This window comes from Streptomyces sp. NPDC050842, from assembly GCF_044456565.1.
Lineage (GTDB): Bacteria > Actinomycetota > Actinomycetes > Streptomycetales > Streptomycetaceae > Streptomyces.
Genome location: NZ_JBITGA010000001.1, coordinates 818,917 through 836,950, shown reverse-complemented (window position 1 = coordinate 836,950; position 18,034 = coordinate 818,917). Strand labels below are relative to the sequence as shown.

The window sequence follows — 18,034 nt, the reverse complement described above, 5'->3', positions numbered from 1 at the left end:
GCGGCTCCGGCGTCCCCCGTACAGCCCCGTCCCGGGGTGCAGCAGGCGCTCACGCGGACACCGCCCCGGCGGGTACCCGGACGGGTACGGGTTCGGGCGCGGCGGCCAGGAGCGCGCGGGTGTACGGGTCGCGGGGGTGCTCGCACAGCTCGTCGGCGGCTCCGGTCTCGACGATCCGGCCCTCGTGCATGACGGCGATGCGGTGGCTGACCTGGCGCACGACGGCGAGGTCATGGGCGATGAAGACGAGGGCGAGGCCCAGGTCGCGCTGGAGGTCGGTGAGGAGGCCGACGATCTGGGCCTGGACGGAGACGTCGAGCGCCGAGACGGGTTCGTCGCAGATGAGGACGGCGGGTTCGGGGGCGAGGGCGCGGGCGATGCCGATGCGCTGGCGCTGGCCGCCGGAGAAGGAGCGCGGGTGCCGGTCGGCGGCGGCCGGGTCGAGGCCGACGAGCCGCAGGAGTTCCGCGACGCGCGCGGCTCGCTCCCCCGGGGCGACGGTCCCGAAGGCCCGCAGCGGTTCGGCGACGATCTCCCCGACGGTCATGCGGGGGTTGAGCGAGGCGTACGGGTCCTGGAAGACCATCTGGACGCGGCGGCGTACGGCGTGCAGCGCGGCCCGGCCGGGGCGGGTGACGTCCCGGCCGTCGAGGAGGATCCGGCCACCGTCGGCGGGGTGGGCGTGGGCGAGGACGCGCGCGAGAGTGGACTTGCCGGAGCCGGACTCGCCGACGATGCCGAGGGTCTCGCCCGCGGCGAGGGTGAGGGAGACGCCGTCGAGGGCGGTGAAGGTACGTCGGCCACGACCCTTGTACGTCTTGCGGAGGCCCTCGCCGCTGAGGACGACGGCACCGGGCGCGGGCCGGTCGATCCGGACGGGCGGCGGGGGCGGCGGCAGCGGCTCCGTGCGCTCGGCGGCGGGCAGGCAGGCGGCGCGGACGGTCTCCGTGACGGCGGTGAGCGGCGGGGTGGCGGTGTGGCACCGGTCCTCGGCGAGCGCGCAGCGGGCCGCGAAGGCGCAGCCCGCGAGGGGCAGGCTCAGGTCGGGCGGGGTGCCGGGGATGCCGGTGAGCCGGGTGCCGGAGGGGGCGGAGAGCCGGGGTACGGCGGCGAGGAGGCCGGCGGTGTAGGGGTGGCGGGGGCGGGACAGGACTTCGGCGGTGGGGCCGTCCTCGACGACGGTGCCGCCGTACATGACGAGGACCCGGTCGCAGGCGCGGGCGACCACGCCCATGTTGTGGGTGATGAGGACGAGCGCCGTGCCTGTGGTGCGGGTGAGTTCGCCGAGGAGGGTGAGGATCTGGTCCTGGACGGTGGCGTCGAGGGCGGTGGTGGGTTCGTCCGCGAGGAGGATGTCGGGTTCGCCGGCGAGGGCCATGGCGATGAGCACGCGCTGGCGCTGGCCGCCGGAGAACTGGTGCGGGTGGTCGTCGAGGCGGCGCTCGGCGTCGGGGATGCCGACGAGGCGGAGCAGCTCGACGGCCCGGGCGCGCCGGGCGGCCTTGTCGCGGCGGGCGGGCCTGTCGGGGTGGGCGGGCCTGTCGGGGTGGGCTGGCCTGTCGGGGTGGGCTGGCCTGTCGGGGTGGGCGGGCCTGTCGCGGCGGGCGGGCCCGGCCCCGCGGTCTGCGGACCCGGCCCGCCCGTCGTGGGCGCGGAGTACCTCGTCCAAGTGGCGGCCGACGGTGAGGACGGGGTTGAGGGCCGTCATCGGGTCCTGGAAGACCATGCCGATACGGGTTCCGCGCACGGCCCGCAGCGCGGACTCGTCGGCGGTGGCGAGGTCCTGCCCGTCGAGCCGGACGGAGCCGCCGCTGATCCGGCCGGTGCCGGGGAGCATCCGGAGCAGGGCGAGGGCGGTGGTGGACTTGCCGGAGCCCGACTCGCCCACGACGGCGAGCGTCTCGCCCCGGCGGAGCGTGAAGGACACGTCCCGGACGGCGTGCAGCGCCCCGCCGTCGGGGGTGGTGAACTCCACCTCCAGGCCCTGGACTTCGAGGAGCGGCGGGCTGGTCATCGGCGTATCTCCCGGTTCAGTGCCTCGGCGGTCAGGGAGAGGCCGAGGACGAGCGCGGTCACGGTCACGAGCGGTCCCGCGGCGAAGTGCGGGGCCTGGGCGAGATAGGGCATGGACTGGCTGAGTACGGCTCCCAGGGTGGGCTCGGGCGGCCGGACTCCCACGCCGAGGAAGCTCATGGCGCCCTCGATGAAGACGGCGACGGTGAGGGAGACGGCCAGCTGGACGACGAGTGGGTCGGCGGCGTTGGGCAGGATGTGCCGGGTGAGGATCCGGCCGCCGGAGGTGCCGCCGACGCGGGCGGCCGTCACGTACTCCCGGCCGCGCTGGACGAGGATGCCGGTGCGGAGGAGCCGCCCGAAGACGGGGATCTCCGCGAGGGCGATGACCAGGATCACGGGTGTCCGGCCGGGGCCGAGGATCGCGGTGACGGCGAGCGCCAGGATCAGTCCGGGGAAGGCGAGGACCAGGTCGAAGGCGCGCTGGACGACGGTGTCCGCGACCGGGTGGGTGGCCGCCGCCAGGGCGAGGAGGCAGCCGAGGGCGGCGCCGAGCGGGACGGCGACGGCGACGATGCCGAGGTCCGCGCGGATGCCGTACAGGAGGCGGGCGAGGAGGTCGCGGCCGAGGTCGTCGGTGCCGAGCGGGTGGCCCGGTGTGCCGGGCCCGGCGAGCGCGAGGGCACTCTGGTCGGTGGGGCCGTGGCCGGAGAGGAGCGGGGCGAGGAGCCCGGCGAGGACGACCAGGCCGACGAGGGCGAGGCCGGCACGGCCACGGGCGGTGGCGAGGGCCGCCCGGTAGGGGTGGCGGGACTTGTGGGGCTGTCGGGCGAGGGGCGGCTTGGCCGCCGCGAGGGTGGTCATGGCGGTCACTCCCACCTGATCCGGGGGTCGAGCCAGGCGTGGACGAGGTCGGTCACGAGCTGGACGAGGACGAAGACGGTGACTAGGAGGAGCAGGAGGTCCTGGACGACGGGGTAGTCGCGGCGGACCAGGGCCTGTTCGGCGAGCTGGCCGAGGCCGGGCCAGGCGAAGATCGCCTCGACGAGGACGGCGCCGCCGAGGAGGTGGCCGGTCTGCATGCCGAGGAGGGTGACGACGGGCGGGAGGGCGTTCGGGAGGGCGTGGCGCCAGAGCAGGCGTCGGGGCGCGATGCCGGCCGCGGTGGCGGTGCGAACGTAGTCCTCGGCGAGGGCGCGGCCGATGCTGTCCTCCAGATAGCGGCCGAGGACGGCGGCGCTGGGCAGGGCGAGGCAGAGCGCGGGCAGCAGCAGGTACTGGACGCCGAGGTCGGGTGCGGTGAGGAGCGGGACGCGGCCGCCCGGGGGCAGGACGCCGAGGAGGACGGCGAAGAGGAGGACGAGGAGGACGCCGGTGACGAAGGGCGGTACGGCGAGCGCTCCGGTGGTGAGGATCCGTACGGTGCCGCGGAGCCAGCGGTTGCGGGAGGTGGCGCCGACGCTGCCGAAGAAGCCGCCGAGGACGACGACGAACAGCAGGGCTCCCAGGGTGAGTTCGACTGTGGCGCCGACGCCGTCGGCGATCAGGTCGGCGGTCTGGCCGCCGATCGCGTAGGAGGGTCCGAGGTCGCCGGTGAGGAGGCCGCCGATCCATCGCGCGTACTGGGCGGGCAGGGGGTCGTCGAGGCCGAGGCGGGCCCGGATGGCGGCCTCGACCTCGGCGCTCGCGTCGGGTCCGGCGAGGACTGCCGCGGGGTCGCCGGGGACGAGCCGCAGGACCGCGAAGACGAGGAAGGAGGCGAGGAGGAGGACGAGGAGGGCGGAGGGGAGCCTCCGCAGCAGATACCCGTGCATCTCAGCCCGCCAGGTAGGCGTCGTCGAGGTTGAGATAGGAGAACTTGTTGAGCGTGACGCCGTGGAGCTTCCTGGCGGAGACCTGGACGGCGCCGCGGATGGCGAGGTCGATGATGAACGCCTCGTCGAGGAGGGTGTCGGTGATCTGCTGCCGGAGGGCGTTGGCGCGGGCGCCGTCGGCGGGCGCGGTCCAGGCCTCGCGGACGACCTTCGTGTAGGCGGCGGAGCGGAACTTGGAGGTGTTCTTGGCCTCGTTGAAGGGGTAGGCGCTGACGGCGAGGGTGGACGGCTGGACCTGGGCGAAGCTGTGGCTCATCGTCCAGAGTCCGGGCATGTTCTGGGAGATGAGGTTCTTCTGGGCGGCGGCGGAGTCGGTGGGCTGGAGCGTGACGTGGACGCCGATCTGCCGGAGGTCGTACTGGACGGCCTCGGCGACGGCCGTCTCGCCGGGCAGGTTGACGTGGAGCAGGGGCAGGTCGAGGCGGGTGTGTCCGGCGGACTTGAGGAGCTCGCGGGCCTTGCCGGGGTTGTGCGTGTAGTGGGTGCGGCCGGCCTCGGTGAAGGCGGGCGAGGACTTGGGCCAGGGGGTGGCGGAGGCGAGTCCGTAGCCGCCGAGGACCTGCTTGAGGATCCGCTCGCGGTCGATGCCCCAGGCGAGGGCCTGCCGGACGGTCTTGTCGTTCAGCGGGGCGACGGTGGTGTTGACGCCGAGGTACACGGCTCCGCCGCCCGTGGAGTACTCGCTGATGGCGAGCTCGGGGCTGGCGGCGACGACGGCAAGGTTCTTGCCGGGGACGCTGAAGGAGAGCTGGGACTGTCCGGTCCTGAGGGAGGAGAGCAGCGCGTCGGCCTGCGGCACGACGCGGATCTCGACGCCGTCGAGGTAGGGGCGGCCGGGCTGCCAGTACGTCTCGTTGCGGCTGAGGCCGAGCCCGGAGCCGGGGCTCCACTTGGTCAGCCGGAAGGGTCCCGTGCCGTTGAGCTTCTTGCCGGTGACGGCGTCCTCGACGCTGGCGCGATCCGTGATGATCATGAATTCGAAGAGGTCGAAGAGGTTGTTCACCGGGTGGGCGAGCTTCAGGACCAGCTCGTGGTCACCGCGCTTCTCGAAGCCGGTGACGGCGGCGGCCGTGGCCCTCAACTGGGCGGCGCGGAGCGGGTTCTGAAGGTTCTTCACCGCGAAGATCACGTCGTCGGCGGTGAAGGGGCGGCCGTCATGGAAGGTGACGCCGCTGCGCAGCGCGAGGGTGATGGCGCGGCCGTCCTTCGCGTACTCCCAGGAGGTGGCGAGTTCCGGCTGCGGCTTCAGCCGGTCGTCGTAGCGGGTGAGGGTGTTGTAGATGAGCCGCTGCTGGAGCGACTGGGCGCTCTGGGCGAAGAGCAGGCTGGGCGTGAAGTCGGCGTTGACGGCGACGGTGAGGGTGCCGCCGCGCCGGGGCGCGGCACTCGCCTTGCCCGCCTCGCCCGCCTTGCCGGACGGGGCGTCGGCTTCGGAGACCGCCGAGCGGCAGCCCGTGAGACCGAGCCCGAGGAGCAGGGCGCCGCCGCCCGCGGCGCGCAGGGTGGTGCGCCGGGTGGGAGCGGTGGGCGTGGTGGGGTACGACTCGGTCATCGTTGCCTGCCTGTGAAAGAGGTCGGAGGCGCGCGGGGTGCGGCCATTCCTTCCGCTGCGGGAGGAATGGCCACGCCAGGCGTGCGGGGTACGCGGAAGTGCGCGGTAGCGGTACGGAACGGGGTGCGGGGCGATACGGCGGTACGACGCGGTACGGCGAGGGGGCCGGCCGACGGGCCTGAGCGCCCGGACGTCCGGGCGCGCCGGAATGCCGGAAAGCCGGAGGAGCCGGAAGGTCAGGGAAGCCGGGGGGAGTTCAGCGGGACCGGGACGGCATCAGCGGACCCGGCGGGGCGAACGGTTCGACGCCCGACGCGAAGGTTCAGACGCGGACGGCACAGACCGCACTGGCCTGTCGACAGAGGTCGACGTGCCTGCGGGAGATGAGGCGCATGTCCGGATTCACGGGAGCAATATGACAGCGGCTGCGCGAGGCGGTCAACCGGCTGCGCCCGCATTCTGAGACGACATCACTTCTCGCTACCCTCGGCGAGGAGCTCGTCGACCGTCTGAAGAGGCCTTCTGAACAGGGGATTCAGTAGAACCGTGCCCGCCGCTACGGGCAGCGTGGCCGGTCCGGCATGTGGACTGACGATGCGTTCGGGGTCGTCGCAGACATGCGAGAGGTCGATCGCCGCCCCGCGGATCTCCTCCAGGTAGTCCGGGTCGAGGACGCTGGAGTGTTCGGTCACGACGACCAGATCCGGGTTCAGGACGTCGAGGAGCAGCGCGACGGCGCGGCCCACCGCCCGCGCGCGCTCGCGCAGCAGCCGGTCGGCGCGCCGGTCCCCCGCCGCCGCCGCGTCCACGACGAGGAACGTGTCGGGCTCGGGGACGATCCCGCGTCGCACGGCGGTGAGTCCGAGCGCGGTGTTCGAGGCGGTGGCCTCCAGGCAGCCCGAACGCCCGCACGGGCAGGGGACGGTGGAGTCGGGTACGGGCAGGTGCGCCACGTCGCCGGCCGCCGAGCCGGGGCCCTGGTGCACGATCCCGGCCAGCCCGACGGCCGCGTCGACGACGTTCCCGATGAAGAGGTGGACGAGGCTGCGCCGGGCCGCGGGCCGCCCGAAGAGGATCTCCGACTGGGCGATGGAGCGGGCGTGGTTGTCGAGCCGTACGGTGTGCCCGCCGAGGCCCCGGGTGAGCTCCGCGGCCAGCGGACGGCGGCGCCAGCCGAAGGCGTCGTGGCGGACGACGACCCCCTCCGCGGGGTCTACCCAGCCGCCGACGGCGGCGCCGACCCCGAGCAGCGGGCGTCCCCCGGTGTGCTCGTCGAGGAAGCCGCGCAGGGCGCGGCCGACGGCGGTGGGCACGCCGTCCGGCGCGATGCCGTCGTGCGGGTGGGTGCGCCGGGCCAGGACGCGGCCGCGCAGGTCGACCAGGCCGAACGTCGAGCTGGGGACGCCGAGGTGGACGCCGCCGACGACCGGTCCGCCGGAGGCGCCGATGTGCAGGTCGATGGGGATCTGCGGACGTCCCACACCCCCGCCGCCGGCCAGTTCCGGCAGTTCGCGCAGGAGTCCGAGCCGGGTGAGGTCGGTGGCCTGGCGCGAGACGGCGGCGGGGCTGAGACCGGAGAGCCGGGCGACGGCGCCGCGGGCGACCGGACCGTGGTCGAGCACGGTCCGCAGCACGGTGGCGGCGTTGGCCTCGCGCCGGCCGTCTCCCGCCATCCGGGAACCGTGGGAGGTGGTCGTCATGGGTACCTCTCTGCGTCACTGTTGCGGCGGTGTGAATTCCCGCGCCGCCGACGGTGGGGCCGTCGCGGCTCCGCCCGTACGGGTCACCCCCTCCGGATTTCTTCGCATCACCGCTGGTCAGCACGGGTGAGCGGGGGTACGGATCTCGGGGGCGCGGGCGGCGGGCAGGCGCCGATTCAACCATCACCAGGCACGGCTCGGGGCCCCGCCGTTCGCTTGACGTCCCGCGACGGCCGCTGCGAGGCTCCGGGACATGTTCGCGACCTCCTCGTGTCCCGCCGGCTCCGGCGCCTGATCCTCGCGACCCTCTCGCGTGCCGGGCTCGCCGCCCGCACCCGTACCCCCGGCGCGCACCTCGCCGCCTCCGTACACCGCGCTCGTGCGCCGCACTCCCGTCATCCCGCGATCCGCTCCCGTGCGACTCCCCCGGCCGAGCCGGTCCCTCGTCGTCACGTCATTGCTTCCGCTCCGGAATTAATCCCCGAGCCGGTTCGCACACTTCCGAAAGGACCACCATGTCGACCGCTACCACCACCACCGTCACCGTCCAGAAGGTCGGCGGCCGCCTCGGCGCCGTCATCTCCGGCGTCCGCCTGGGAGGCGACCTCTCCGCCGGGACCGTCGCCGAGATCCGCGCCGCGCTCCTCGCGCACAAGGTCGTCTTCTTCCGCGGCCAGGACCACCTGGACGAGGACGCCCACGAGGCCTTCGGCAAGCTCCTCGGCACGCCCGTCGCGCACCCCACCGTCCCCTCTGCCGACGGCCGTTACTCCTTCCCCATCGACTCGGACTACGGCGCCCGGGCCAACCAGTGGCACACGGACGTCACGTTCGTGCCGGCGTACCCCGCCTTCTCGATCCTGCGCGCGGTGACCATTCCGCCGTACGGCGGCAACACCCTCTGGGCCAACACCGCGACCGCGTACGCCAAGCTCCCCGAGCCGCTGCGCGTCCTCGCCGACAGCCTGCGCGCCGTGCACTCCAACGACTACGACTACGCGGCCCTGCGCCCGGGCGTCCTGCCCGAACAGCTCGCGCGCTTCCGTGAGGTCTTCGCCTCGACGAAGTACCTCACCGAGCACCCGGTCGTACGGGTCCACCCGGAGACCGGCGAGCGCACGCTCCTCCTCGGCAACTTCGTGCAGCGCATCAGTGGCCTGACGGGCGCCGACTCCCGCGCGCTGCTCGCGCTCTTCCAGGCGCACATCGAGCGCCCGGAGAACACGGTGCGCTGGCAGTGGCAGGTCGGCGACGTGGCGATCTGGGACAACCGCGCCACCCAGCACTACGGCGTGGACGACTCCGACGACCACGAGCGCAAGCTGCGCCGGGTGACCATCGACGGCGACGTGCCGGTCGGCGTGGACGGTGCTGCCTCGGTCCTCCTCGCGCCCGAGTCCGTCCCGGACCCGGCGTTCGGCATCGCCTCCGGCGCGTCGACGGCGGAGCCCGTCACCGTGTGAGCGGAGCCTGCCATCCCGGCGCGCCTCGCGGGGCGCGCCGGGGAAGGCGTCAGGATCCGGGACGTTGGGCGTAGTCGCCGAAGCCGACCCAGTCGAGGGCCACGCAGGCTTCGTCACCGAGGACCCAGGCATCGTGCCCGGGCTTGACCTGCATGAAGTCACCGGCGCCGAACTCCACCGTCTCGCCGTCGTCCATGACCACCTTCATCCGGCCACTGACGATGTATCCGACATGGGACGCCTGACAACTGTCGGTGCCGGCGATCGGCTTCACGTGCTGGGACCACTGCCAACCCGGCTCGAACACGGCGCGGCCGACCGCTCCCTGTTCGGCGTTGATCAGGTCGAGCCTGCCCTTGCCGCCCTCGAAGGGACGGGTCTCGTCCGCTGAATCGAAGCTCTTCTGTACGATGCCGGCCATCACGCCTCCCGGCGGTGTAAAGGCCTGCCCCGAGTCCTCTTCCAGGCTACGCCGGGGTGGTCGGGCCCACCCACGTTTGGTGGTTCCGGGCATATCCACGGCGCGAATTCTGTGCGCTTCCCCTAGCGGTCAAACCTACACATAAAGGGCAGATAAGCGCACAATGGAGCCGCGGCATGATTGCCACACAAGCGGTCAGACGTGCATGACGCCAAAAGGAGGCGAGTCGTATGGCCGACGTCTCTCACCGTCCTGGTGATATCTCGGGGCACCCCGATGCGTCGGAAATGCGGGATCGTTACGCCCGCATGCTCCAGACCCGAGGTGTCGCGGCGGTCGAGGAACTCGTGATCCTCGCCGGAATCTACGCCGCGATCTCCGCGTGGACGGTTCACTTCTCCGCCGCCCGCCCCGAGCTCGCCATCAGCAATCTGGTCGTCGGCATCACGATCGCGGCCCTGGGCCTGTGCATGTCGATGGCCCCCGAGCGGTCGCAGGACCTGAACTTCGTCGTACTGCTCCTGGGCGCGTGGCTGATCATCGCCCCGTGGGTGGTCTCGTCGAACCCCGACACCGGCGTGATCCTGAGCAACGTGATCACCGGCGCGTGCGTCTGCCTGTTCGCCCTCACGGCCGGCGGACTGCTCATGACCAAGAGAAGGACGTGACATTCCGATCTCTCCCGGAACGGCGGCGCCTCCCACCCGTGGAGGTGCCGCCGTTCACCGTGTCCCCGCGGCGACATAGAGCCGGTACGGAGCGTTTGCCCGTACCGCCTTGTGCACGGCGGCGCACGACCCGTGTCCACGGCCGCGCCTAGCCTCGCCGCATCGGCACGAACGAGGGGCGGTACCACCGGTGAACTGGCACATCCACGACTATCGCGAGAGCGATCTCGCGGCCGTCGTCCATCTGATCGACACCACGGCCGAGCTCGGGCAGGAGTCCGTGTTCTCGCTCGCCGAGTGCATCGGAGCCCTCACCTCGCGGCAGCCGGCCGTGGTCGCCGTCCACCAGGGCGTGCCCATCGGCGCCGCGCTCGCCTGCGTCTCCGGCGAGCGTGCCTGGGTGATGCGGATCGCGATCTCCTCGGCGTGGCGCGGCCGAGGCCTGGCCAGCGCCCTGCTCGTGGAGCTGGAGCGGCGGCTGGTGGCGGCCCGCGTCGGGCGGATCGCGTACGTACTGCCGGAGGAGGAGCTCCTCGGCGAGGGGCTCCTGAACGCCGGGTACACCCGGCAGCCGGCCGTCGCGTACTTCGAGAAGGTCGAGCCGCTGCACGGGCCCGCCGCCGGGCTCCTCGACGACCTCGGCGGGCGGCTGCTCCCGGGCGACCTGTGGGCGAAGGTCGCCGGGATGGAGCGGGAGAAGGACCTCATCGAGCGCCGGGTCGTCCTGCCGCTCGCCGAGCCGGAGCGGGCGACCCGGCACGGGGTGCGGCCGCCGCGCGCGGTCTGCCTCTTCGGTCCGCCCGGCACCGGGAAGACGACGTTCGCGCGGGGCATCGCCTCCCGGCTCGGCTGGCCGTTCGTGGAGATCCTGCCGTCCCGCCTCGCCGACGAGGGGAACCTCGCCGCCGCCCTGCGGTCCGCGTTCGCGCGGATCGCCGAGCTGGAGCGGGTCCTCGTCTTCATCGACGAGGTCGAGGAGATCGCCCCGGTCCGCTCGGAGCCCGCGCAGCCCGGCGGCATGCACGGCGTCACCAACGAACTCCTCAAGCTGATACCGGGTTTCCGGGAGCGGGACGAGCGGCTGCTCGTCTGCGCCACCAACTCGATCCGCTCCCTCGACCCGGCGTTCCTGCGCCCCGGGCGGTTCGACTACCTCATCCCGATCGGTACGCCGGACAAGGTGGCGCGGGCCGCGATCTGGGCCCGGTACACGGACGGCCGGACGGACGTCGACATCGACGAACTGGTCCTGGCGAGCGATCTGTTCACCCCGGCCGACATCGAGCACGCGGCCCGGATCGCCGCCCAGGCATCCTTCGAGCGGGACCTGGTAGCGGTCGGCGGCCGGGCGGACGGCCCCGCGCCCGGGGCGAGTACGGCGGACTATCTGGAGGCCATCGGGCAGTGCCGCCCGACGGTCACCCCCGCGATGGTCGAGCAGTTCGCCTCGGACATCACGACGCACGCCCGGATCTGAGGGCGAACTCCTCACGCGCGGCGTCCAGTTCGGCCCGGTCGGGCGGCTGGGCGCCGGCCCGGGAGACGGTGACGGCCGCGGCCGCGCCGGCCCGCGCGAGCAGCCCGGCGAGCTCTTCCGCCGAGAGCGCGCCGAGCGTCGCCCTGTCCTGACCGGCGAGGGTATCGAGGACGGCGGACATGAAGGAGTCGCCCGCGCCGACGGTGTCGACGACGGCGACCGGCGGCGCCCCGACGGCGACGGTGTCGTGCCGGGTGAGGGCGAGCGAGCCGTCCGCGCCCCGGGTCACGAGGACGACGGTCGGGCCGAGGGCCAGCCATCGGGCCGCGACCGTCTGCGGGTCCTCGCCGGGGTAGAGCCATGCCAGGTCCTCGTCGCTCGCCTTGACGAGGTCGCTGAGGGCGACGCAGCGCTCGACCCGGGCGACGGCCTCCGTGTGCTCCCCCATCAACTCCGGGCGGACGTTGGGGTCGTAACTGACCGTGGCCCGGTCGCGGAGCCGTTCGGTCTCGGCGAGCACGGTGTCCGCACCAGGGGCCGTGACGGCGGCGATCGAGCCGATGTGCACATGGGAGGGCGACGCGTCGGCCGGTTCCCCGTCCTCCAGGGTCCAGGCGATGTCGAAGGTGTACGTGGCCCGTCCCCGGTCGTCGAGGCCCACGACAGCCGACGGGGTGCGCGCGGGGGCACCGCCGAGGGCGATCCGCACCCCTACGCCCTTCAGGTGGGCCTCGATCAGCCGTCCGGCGGGGTCGTCGGCGAGCTGGGTGAGCAGGGTGACGTCCCGGCCGAGGCGGGCGAGGCCGTAGGCGACGTTGGCAGGACTGCCGCCCGGGTGGACACGGTCGGCGGCGCCGGACCCTGCGGGGGCACGGACGATGTCGGCGACGCACTCGCCGATCACCAGGAAGGACATGGGTCAGAGCTCCTTGGCGTAGGTGTCCTGGTAGCCGTCCCGGCCGCCGAAGACGCTACCCACGACCGGCATCGTGCCGCACGAACATCACGTCACGTGAGACAACTTCTAAGCCTTGATCGGTGCGGCCGACCTGGCGGCCCGCTCGATCTTCGCGCAATAGGCCGCACGGGCTTCCTCGTCGATCTGCTTCTCGTGTTCGGCACGCAACCCGGTCCGGCCGTCGACGCCCTCGCGCAGGATATCGGCGTGCCCGGCATGCCGGATGGACTCGCCGAGGACATGGACGATGATGGCGAACAGGTTCGTGTGGGTATGAGGCTCCGGCCACCACGGCACGTGGCCGGGAGCGTCGAGGGGAAGCTCGTTGATCGTCACGTCCGAGTGTTCCCATGTGCGCCGGTAGAACCCGATGATCTGATCACGGGTCTCGTCCTCGGTCGCCCACAGGTCGCTGCCGTCGGAGTCCTGCCACCGGGGCAGCGGTTCCGGGGAAGGGCGGTCGAAGACCTCGCCGAAGTACCTGGCCTCGACGGTGGCCAGGTGTTTGACCAGGCCGAGGAGGTTGGTCCCGGTCGCTGTCAAAGGTCGGCGGGCGTCGTATTCGGACAAGCCGTCGAGTTTCCAGAGCAGCGCCTCGCGGTCCCGCCGCAGTCTCCCGTGCAGGTTGTCCTTCGCGAATTCGTCGATCATGCGGCATGAGCCTGCCATGGGCTGCTCGTGGTCTCAAGATCCCGTACGTGGTCCGCAACGACTGACGGAGCCGACCTCTTCCGGCCTCGGTCAAATATCTTGTTCACGAAGGACCGTCGGCGGACTCGCCGGCGGCGTCGGCGGTACGGGGGAAGGGTTTACCGGTGGAGACGGTCGAAACGGTCGAGGGGCTCGCGGTCATCGCGTTCGGCGGCGGGAAGGAGCTGGAGGCCTGGCTGGAAAAGCACCACGGGGACACCCCGGGCATCTGGCTGCTGCTCGCCAAGAAGGGCACGGACCTCCCCTCGCCGACGGCGGACGAGATCCTCGACGGCACGCTCGTGTACGGCTGGATCACCGGCAAGCGCATCACGCGCGACGAGCGCACGTACCTGCAGAAGATCACCCCGCGCCGGAAGCGCAGTCTCTGGTCCCAGGTCAACGTCCGCCAGGTCGAGGCGCTCACCGCCGCCGGCCGGATGCGCGAGCCGGGCCTCGCGGAGGTGCGGGCGGCGCAGGAGGACGGGCGGTGGGAGGCCGCGTACCCCTCCCAGAAGGACGCGACCGTCCCGGACGACCTGGCGGGCGCGCTGGCGGCGGACCCGCGGGCGGCGGCGGCCTTCGAGGCCCTCGGGAAGACGGACCGCTACCTGGTGATCCTGAGCCTGTGGCAGGCGCGTACGGCGAAGACGAGGGCGGCCCGTCTGGAGCGGGCGATCACGGCGCTCGCGGCGGGCGGGAAGCCTTAGGGGGTGACCCTCCGGTACAGGACCTGGCGGGCGTCCCATTCCACGAAGGACTCGGCGTGCTCCAGGCCGACGGCCTCCAGAAGGCGGCGCGACCGGTCGTTGGCCTCCTGCGTGACCGCGACTACGCTCGGCGTGCCTTCCAGGACCCGCGCGACGACCGCGCCGACGGCCTCCCGGGCGTAGCCCCTCCCCCAGTGCTCGGGCAGGAACTGGTACGACACCTCCGTCTCCCCGCTCCGCGCGCCCGGCTCCACGGTGACGAGCCCCAGCAGGACGTCGTCCTCGACCCGGATCACGGCATGGCAACCGGGCGCCCCGACGATGCGCCGCTGCCGGATACGGATGACGGGCTCGGTGACGGGGCCGCCGAGATGGCGCCGCACCTCAGGGTCGGTCCACAGGCGGGACACAGCCGCGACGTCACCGCGGCGAACGGCCCGGAGCAGCAGCCGGTCGGTGGCGAGGGGCACGGGGGGCGCCGTGACGGCGGCCGGGGTCGGAGAGGCGGGCATGGTTCCGATCCTCTCAGGCCGCGCACGGGAACGACGCGGGTGGTCCGCGCGTTTCCGTCGTCGGATCACCGGATCAAGGGTGTGGAGGGTGGGGGCATGGGGACTGTCGTACGACTGTGGGCGGCCGGGGAGATGCCGTACCGCGACGGGCTGTACCGCCCGGACGACACCGGCAGGGAGGTGCACGTGGACGGCCCGGGGGCGTACCACCCGGGCGCCCGGCAACCGATCCCCTTCCGCCTGGGCGATCCGATCGACGTGCTCCAGGCGGTCGAGGAGGACGGCACCGCCGAGGTGGACCACTTCTTCGAAGTCCCGCTGCCGGACGGATCGGGCCGGATGTGCGGAGGTGGCGGCGGCATGGGCAACACCGGCCACCTCGCCCGCCTGGACGCCGACGGCTCCTTGCGCTGGGTGGCCTTCATGTACGAGTCGAATCCCTTCGTGGGCGTGCGCTACGAGGGAGCGACGGCCGTCTTCACCAACGACTGGGGAAACGAACTGCGCCTCGACCTCACCGACCCGGCTCTCACCTGATCTCACGGGATCTCTTCGGTCATGAAGACGCGGCTGGTGCCCAGCTCACCGCTGCGGGCGCTCGGCACGACCCGCGCTCTGACCGTGACGCCCGCCGGCCGCCGGGCATGGCACGACCACCTCGGTCCGCGGCCGAAGCGAGCCACGCGATAGCTTTCACCGTCGTACAGACGTCCAGACGCTTGTACGTCTGCACGCCCAGAGGCCCGGACGCCTCTACGCCGGGACGTCGACGCGCCCCGGCCCACAGCCTCAGCAACGGGAGCCGGCGACCATGAACATCCGCGTCATCCAGGGACTCGCCCTGTTCGCCACCGGCCTCCTCACGGGCGCGTTCGGTTACGGCGCGGCCAACCTGGTCCCGACCTTCAACGCCGTACCGCTCGACATGCGGCTCTCGTTCCACGCCGAGCTGATGAAGATGAACGGCATCACCATGCAGGCGGCCATGGCGGTGTCGACGCTGAGCTCCCTGGCCCTCGCCCTCCTCACACGCGGCCGCGCGCGGCTGATCGCGGGTACGGCGGCCCTGCTGACGCTCGCGTCCTTCCTGATCACGCGACTCGGCAACGTGCCGATCAACGGCCGCATCAAGGAGTGGGCGCTCACCGCGGCCCCCGCCGATCACGCGGAGATCCTGCGGCGCTGGGAGCTGTTCAACAACCTGCGCACGCTCACGGCGCTCACCGCGTTCGTCCTGCTGATCGTCCTCTGCCTGTGGCAGCCGGCGCCGGCGGTCCAGAACCGGGCCTGAGGCCTGGTGTGTGGCTCGGCCCCGATCCTTGGCGGCACCGGCCTGCGTGGAGCGCGTCACCCGGGAAGATCGCGTCCTGCGGGGCAGTAGGGAAGAGCGAAGGGCAGACCGAGGTCGGCGGGCAGGAGAGCCCCGACCCAGGTGTCCCGCAGGCTGTTCCTGCTGGTCTGGGCCGCGCGCAGGGTGCCTTCCCTGACGAAGCCGACCTTCTCCGCCACGGCCCAGGAGGGCGTGTTCCCCGCCTCCGCTCGCCACTCCAGGCGCTGGACCCCTCGTTCGGTGAAGGACCACCTGGCCAGGGCGAGCACCGCCTCCGTCGCATAGCCGCGGCCTCGGTGCTCCGCCACGGTCCAGTACCCGATTCCCCAGGTGTCGGCGTGACGGTGCACATTGACGGACGCCACCATCACGCCGCTTTCCCGGTCCTCCACCGCGAAGTGGTACATCGTTCCGTCGCGCCGGCCCTGCGGCACGACTTCGCGCAGGTAGAAGGCCGCGTGCCGACGCTCGTACGGTGCGGGCAAGTCCGTCCACCGCTGAATGTCGGCGTCTTGGCAAGCGGCGAAGACCGTGTCCTCGTCGCTCGGATCATGCGGGCGTAACAGCAGGCGCTGGGTCGTCAGCGAGATGTGTTCCATGGGCGGTGATTCTGACGCCCCCTCACACGCTCGGCCATTCGATTTGTGTCCAGGCCCTAGGGCGAGAGGCCGACGCGGGTACGGTCCCGCGGCCGAGGCGGGGGCGGCTGTCCGCGCGCCAGGATGATCCGCATGCGAATCGGAATTCTCGGTACAGGCAATGTAGGACGGGCCGTCGCCGCAGCGTGGTTGCGGGCGGGTCATGACGTCGTCCTCGGGTCGCGGCGACCCGGCGACGAAGAGCTTCTGACGGGGGTCAAGGAACTTCTCCAGGCGGGGTTACGGGTCGACGACCCCGCCGGGACCGCCGCGCACGCGGAGGTCATCGTGAACGCGACCCCGGGCACGGCCTCCGTGGCTCTGCTCGAATCGATCGGGGCCCCGGCGCTCGCCGGGAAGGTCCTTCTCGACGTCGCGGTCGGCTTCCTGGAGGACGAGTCGCTCTCGCACCAGGTCGTCAGCCTCGGCGAGGAGATCCAGCGGGCGTTCCCGGACACCCGCGTGGTGAAGAGCCTCTGCACCATCGACCGCGAGGTGATGGTCTCACCGGACTCCCTGGTGGGCCCGAGCACCGTCTTCCTCTCCGGCGAGGACGCCGAGGCCAAGCGCGTCGTGGGCGGCCTCCTGGCCGATCTGGGCTGGCCCGCCGATTCGCTGCTCGACCTCGGCGGCATCGTCACCGCGCGGGGCCAGGAGCACTTCGCCCTGCTCTTCGTGGGGATCGCCCTGGCGACGGGCGACTTCAGGTTCAACATCCGGTTCGTGCCGCCCGCGACGGACGGGGCGAACACCGGGGCTGCCTGACGCCCCGCGCCGCTTCCGGTAGGTCAATCCGTCCTGGCAGCCGTCAGGGCGGATTTGATCGCACGCCAGTCCGGGGCCATCGGCTCGTACGTCTCCCCCGCCGCGGCCACGTCCTTGTAGCCGCTGGACGTGACCACGCACACCACCGGGCCGTCGGTCTCGCACGGCCCGTGGGCCCGCAGTCCGGCGAGGCCGGCCGCCGCCGAGGTCTCGCACCACAGCCCTTGAGCCGCCAACTCGGCTCGGGCCGCCACCATCTGATTGTCCGTCACCGTGCGTGCCGCTCCCCCGGTCGTCCGGACGGCGACGACGCCTCGGTAACTGTTGATCTCGCAGTCGATGGCGTACGCGAGGGTGGGCCCGACTGGGACCCGGGCCGCGGGCCGACCGGTACGGAGGGCCTCGGTGAGCGCACCGGCCGCGGCGGGTTCGGTCGCGTACATCCGGGGGACGGAGCCGGTCACGCCGAGCCGGGCGAGTTCCTGGAATCCCTTGGCCACACCGAAAAGCAACTCCCCGTATCCCGTGGGGAGGTGGACGGCGGCCGGAGCCCTCCCCAGGTCGAGGGCGATCTCGTACGCGAGGGTCTTGTAGCCCTCGGGCCCGAAGGGGTGACCGGTGTGCGCGGTGTCCGTGACGCTGCTGACGGCCTGGAAGCCGAGTTCGTCGACGATCCGGCGCATCAGGGGGCGGACCGTCTCGTACGGGACGGTGAGGACCGTCGCTCCGTAGGCGCGCAGGTGGGAGGCCATGGCGGGCGGCGCGTACGGGGAGGTGAAGACGGCGCAGGGCAGTCCGGCGCGGGCCGCGTAGGCGGCGGCCGCCGCGCCGTGGTTGCCGGAGGAGGAGACGACGATGCCGCGCGCGCCCGAGGCGACGGCCGCGCTGACGGCCACCCGGTTGAGTCGGTCCTTGTGGCTCCAAGTGGGGTTGCGGGACTCGTCCTTGACCCAGACGCCGTCGGGGAGCGCGACCATCGGGGTGTTGCCCTCGCCGAGGCCGGGCGCGGCGAGCGGCGGGAGCAGCGGCGCCCACCGGTCGAGACCGTGGGCCGCCGGACGTGTGAACAGGTCGTCGGGAACCTCGTCGTAGGCGTAGTCGATGTCGAGGGGGTACGCGACCTCGTCCGTGGAGGTGACCGGGCAGCCCGCGGTGAGCGGCGGCCAGAGGGGGTGGCGTACGGAGGGGTCGGCGAGCGAGCGCTGGGCGGTGGCGAGCGAGCGTCGGTCCGTGAGGGACGGGGTCACGCGGTGGCCTTTCATG

19 protein-coding genes are annotated in these 18,034 nt (G+C 72.5%); 7 read left to right on the top strand and 12 right to left on the bottom strand.

What is annotated here, in order from left to right; all coding sequences use genetic code 11:
* Positions 1–49 precede the first annotated feature (49 nt).
* From ACIBG6_RS03700 to ACIBG6_RS03675, 6 genes are all read right to left on the bottom strand, one after another.
* Positions 50–2,014, bottom strand: coding sequence for a dipeptide ABC transporter ATP-binding protein (locus tag ACIBG6_RS03700; protein ID WP_399220843.1), 1,965 nt, complete (start codon positions 2,012–2,014; stop codon positions 50–52).
* Positions 2,011–2,877: an ABC transporter permease gene (locus ACIBG6_RS03695; protein WP_399220842.1), complete on the bottom strand. Its 867-nt coding sequence runs from the start codon at positions 2,875–2,877 to the stop codon at positions 2,011–2,013. The genes ACIBG6_RS03700 and ACIBG6_RS03695 overlap by 4 nt, the downstream gene beginning before the upstream one ends.
* 5 nt (positions 2,878–2,882) lie before the next feature.
* A complete protein-coding gene (locus ACIBG6_RS03690) occupies positions 2,883–3,827 on the bottom strand; it encodes an ABC transporter permease (protein WP_399220841.1) in 945 nt (314 codons plus the stop codon).
* 1 nt (position 3,828) lies between these two features.
* On the bottom strand, positions 3,829–5,439 hold the full coding sequence (locus tag ACIBG6_RS03685) for an ABC transporter substrate-binding protein (protein WP_399220840.1): 1,611 nt from the start codon (positions 5,437–5,439) through the stop codon (positions 3,829–3,831).
* Between the two features lie 322 nt (positions 5,440–5,761).
* Positions 5,762–5,833 carry a putative leader peptide gene (locus ACIBG6_RS03680; RefSeq protein WP_329625827.1) on the bottom strand — a complete coding sequence of 24 codons (72 nt, stop codon included), beginning with the start codon at positions 5,831–5,833 and terminating at the stop codon, positions 5,762–5,764.
* Positions 5,834–5,909: 76 nt separating this feature from the next.
* Complete coding sequence (locus tag ACIBG6_RS03675) at positions 5,910–7,139, bottom strand: ROK family protein (RefSeq protein WP_399220839.1); 1,230 nt, start codon at positions 7,137–7,139, stop codon at positions 5,910–5,912.
* 515 nt (positions 7,140–7,654) lie between these two features.
* Between ACIBG6_RS03675 and ACIBG6_RS03670 the strand changes: the two genes are divergently transcribed.
* Positions 7,655–8,602: a TauD/TfdA dioxygenase family protein gene (locus ACIBG6_RS03670; protein WP_399220838.1), complete on the top strand. Its 948-nt coding sequence runs from the start codon at positions 7,655–7,657 to the stop codon at positions 8,600–8,602.
* Positions 8,603–8,651: 49 nt separating this feature from the next.
* Here the strand turns inward: ACIBG6_RS03670 and ACIBG6_RS03665 are convergent, their stop codons facing one another.
* Complete coding sequence (locus tag ACIBG6_RS03665; RefSeq protein WP_399221180.1) at positions 8,652–9,023, bottom strand: cupin domain-containing protein; 372 nt, start codon at positions 9,021–9,023, stop codon at positions 8,652–8,654.
* 308 nt (positions 9,024–9,331) lie between these two features.
* On the opposite strand from ACIBG6_RS03665, the gene ACIBG6_RS03660 reads away from it, so the two are divergent.
* Positions 9,332–9,691: an SPW repeat protein gene (locus ACIBG6_RS03660; protein WP_329625412.1), complete on the top strand. Its 360-nt coding sequence runs from the start codon at positions 9,332–9,334 to the stop codon at positions 9,689–9,691.
* A 190-nt stretch (positions 9,692–9,881) separates the two neighbouring features.
* Positions 9,882–11,168: an ATP-binding protein gene (locus ACIBG6_RS03655; RefSeq protein ID WP_399220837.1), complete on the top strand. Its 1,287-nt coding sequence runs from the start codon at positions 9,882–9,884 to the stop codon at positions 11,166–11,168.
* On the opposite strand, the gene ACIBG6_RS03650 is transcribed toward ACIBG6_RS03655, so the two are convergent.
* Both ACIBG6_RS03650 and ACIBG6_RS03645 read right to left on the bottom strand, forming a co-directional pair.
* Entirely contained in the window at positions 11,146–12,084 is a 939-nt protein-coding gene (locus ACIBG6_RS03650) for a carbohydrate kinase (protein WP_399220836.1), read from the bottom strand. The genes ACIBG6_RS03655 and ACIBG6_RS03650 overlap by 23 nt on opposite strands.
* A 108-nt stretch (positions 12,085–12,192) precedes the next feature.
* Complete coding sequence (locus ACIBG6_RS03645; RefSeq protein WP_399220835.1) at positions 12,193–12,777, bottom strand: DinB family protein; 585 nt, start codon at positions 12,775–12,777, stop codon at positions 12,193–12,195.
* A gap of 164 nt (positions 12,778–12,941) precedes the next feature.
* On the opposite strand from ACIBG6_RS03645, the gene ACIBG6_RS03640 reads away from it, so the two are divergent.
* On the top strand, positions 12,942–13,526 hold the full coding sequence (locus ACIBG6_RS03640; protein ID WP_399220834.1) for a YdeI family protein: 585 nt from the start codon (positions 12,942–12,944) through the stop codon (positions 13,524–13,526).
* On the opposite strand, the gene ACIBG6_RS03635 is transcribed toward ACIBG6_RS03640, so the two are convergent.
* Complete coding sequence (locus ACIBG6_RS03635) at positions 13,523–14,038, bottom strand: GNAT family N-acetyltransferase (protein WP_399220833.1); 516 nt, start codon at positions 14,036–14,038, stop codon at positions 13,523–13,525. The two genes, ACIBG6_RS03640 and ACIBG6_RS03635, sit on opposite strands and share 4 nt — an antisense overlap.
* Positions 14,039–14,134: 96 nt before the next feature.
* Here ACIBG6_RS03635 and ACIBG6_RS03630 point away from each other — a divergent pair, with 96 nt between their 5' ends.
* Positions 14,135–14,575, top strand: a complete 441-nt coding sequence (locus ACIBG6_RS03630; RefSeq protein ID WP_399220832.1) for a hypothetical protein — start codon at positions 14,135–14,137, stop codon at positions 14,573–14,575.
* A 274-nt stretch (positions 14,576–14,849) separates the two neighbouring features.
* Positions 14,850–15,329, top strand: a complete 480-nt coding sequence (locus tag ACIBG6_RS03625) for an anthrone oxygenase family protein (RefSeq protein ID WP_399220831.1) — start codon at positions 14,850–14,852, stop codon at positions 15,327–15,329.
* 56 nt (positions 15,330–15,385) lie between these two features.
* On the opposite strand, the gene ACIBG6_RS03620 is transcribed toward ACIBG6_RS03625, so the two are convergent.
* Positions 15,386–15,967, bottom strand: coding sequence for a GNAT family N-acetyltransferase (locus tag ACIBG6_RS03620; protein WP_399220830.1), 582 nt, complete (start codon positions 15,965–15,967; stop codon positions 15,386–15,388).
* 132 nt (positions 15,968–16,099) lie between these two features.
* Between ACIBG6_RS03620 and ACIBG6_RS03615 the strand changes: the two genes are divergently transcribed.
* Complete coding sequence (locus ACIBG6_RS03615; protein ID WP_399220829.1) at positions 16,100–16,771, top strand: NADPH-dependent F420 reductase; 672 nt, start codon at positions 16,100–16,102, stop codon at positions 16,769–16,771.
* Positions 16,772–16,794: 23 nt separating this feature from the next.
* Here the strand turns inward: ACIBG6_RS03615 and ACIBG6_RS03610 are convergent, their stop codons facing one another.
* Positions 16,795–18,033, bottom strand: coding sequence for a pyridoxal-phosphate dependent enzyme (locus tag ACIBG6_RS03610; RefSeq protein ID WP_399220828.1), 1,239 nt, complete (start codon positions 18,031–18,033; stop codon positions 16,795–16,797).
* Between the last annotated feature and the right edge of the window lies 1 nt (position 18,034).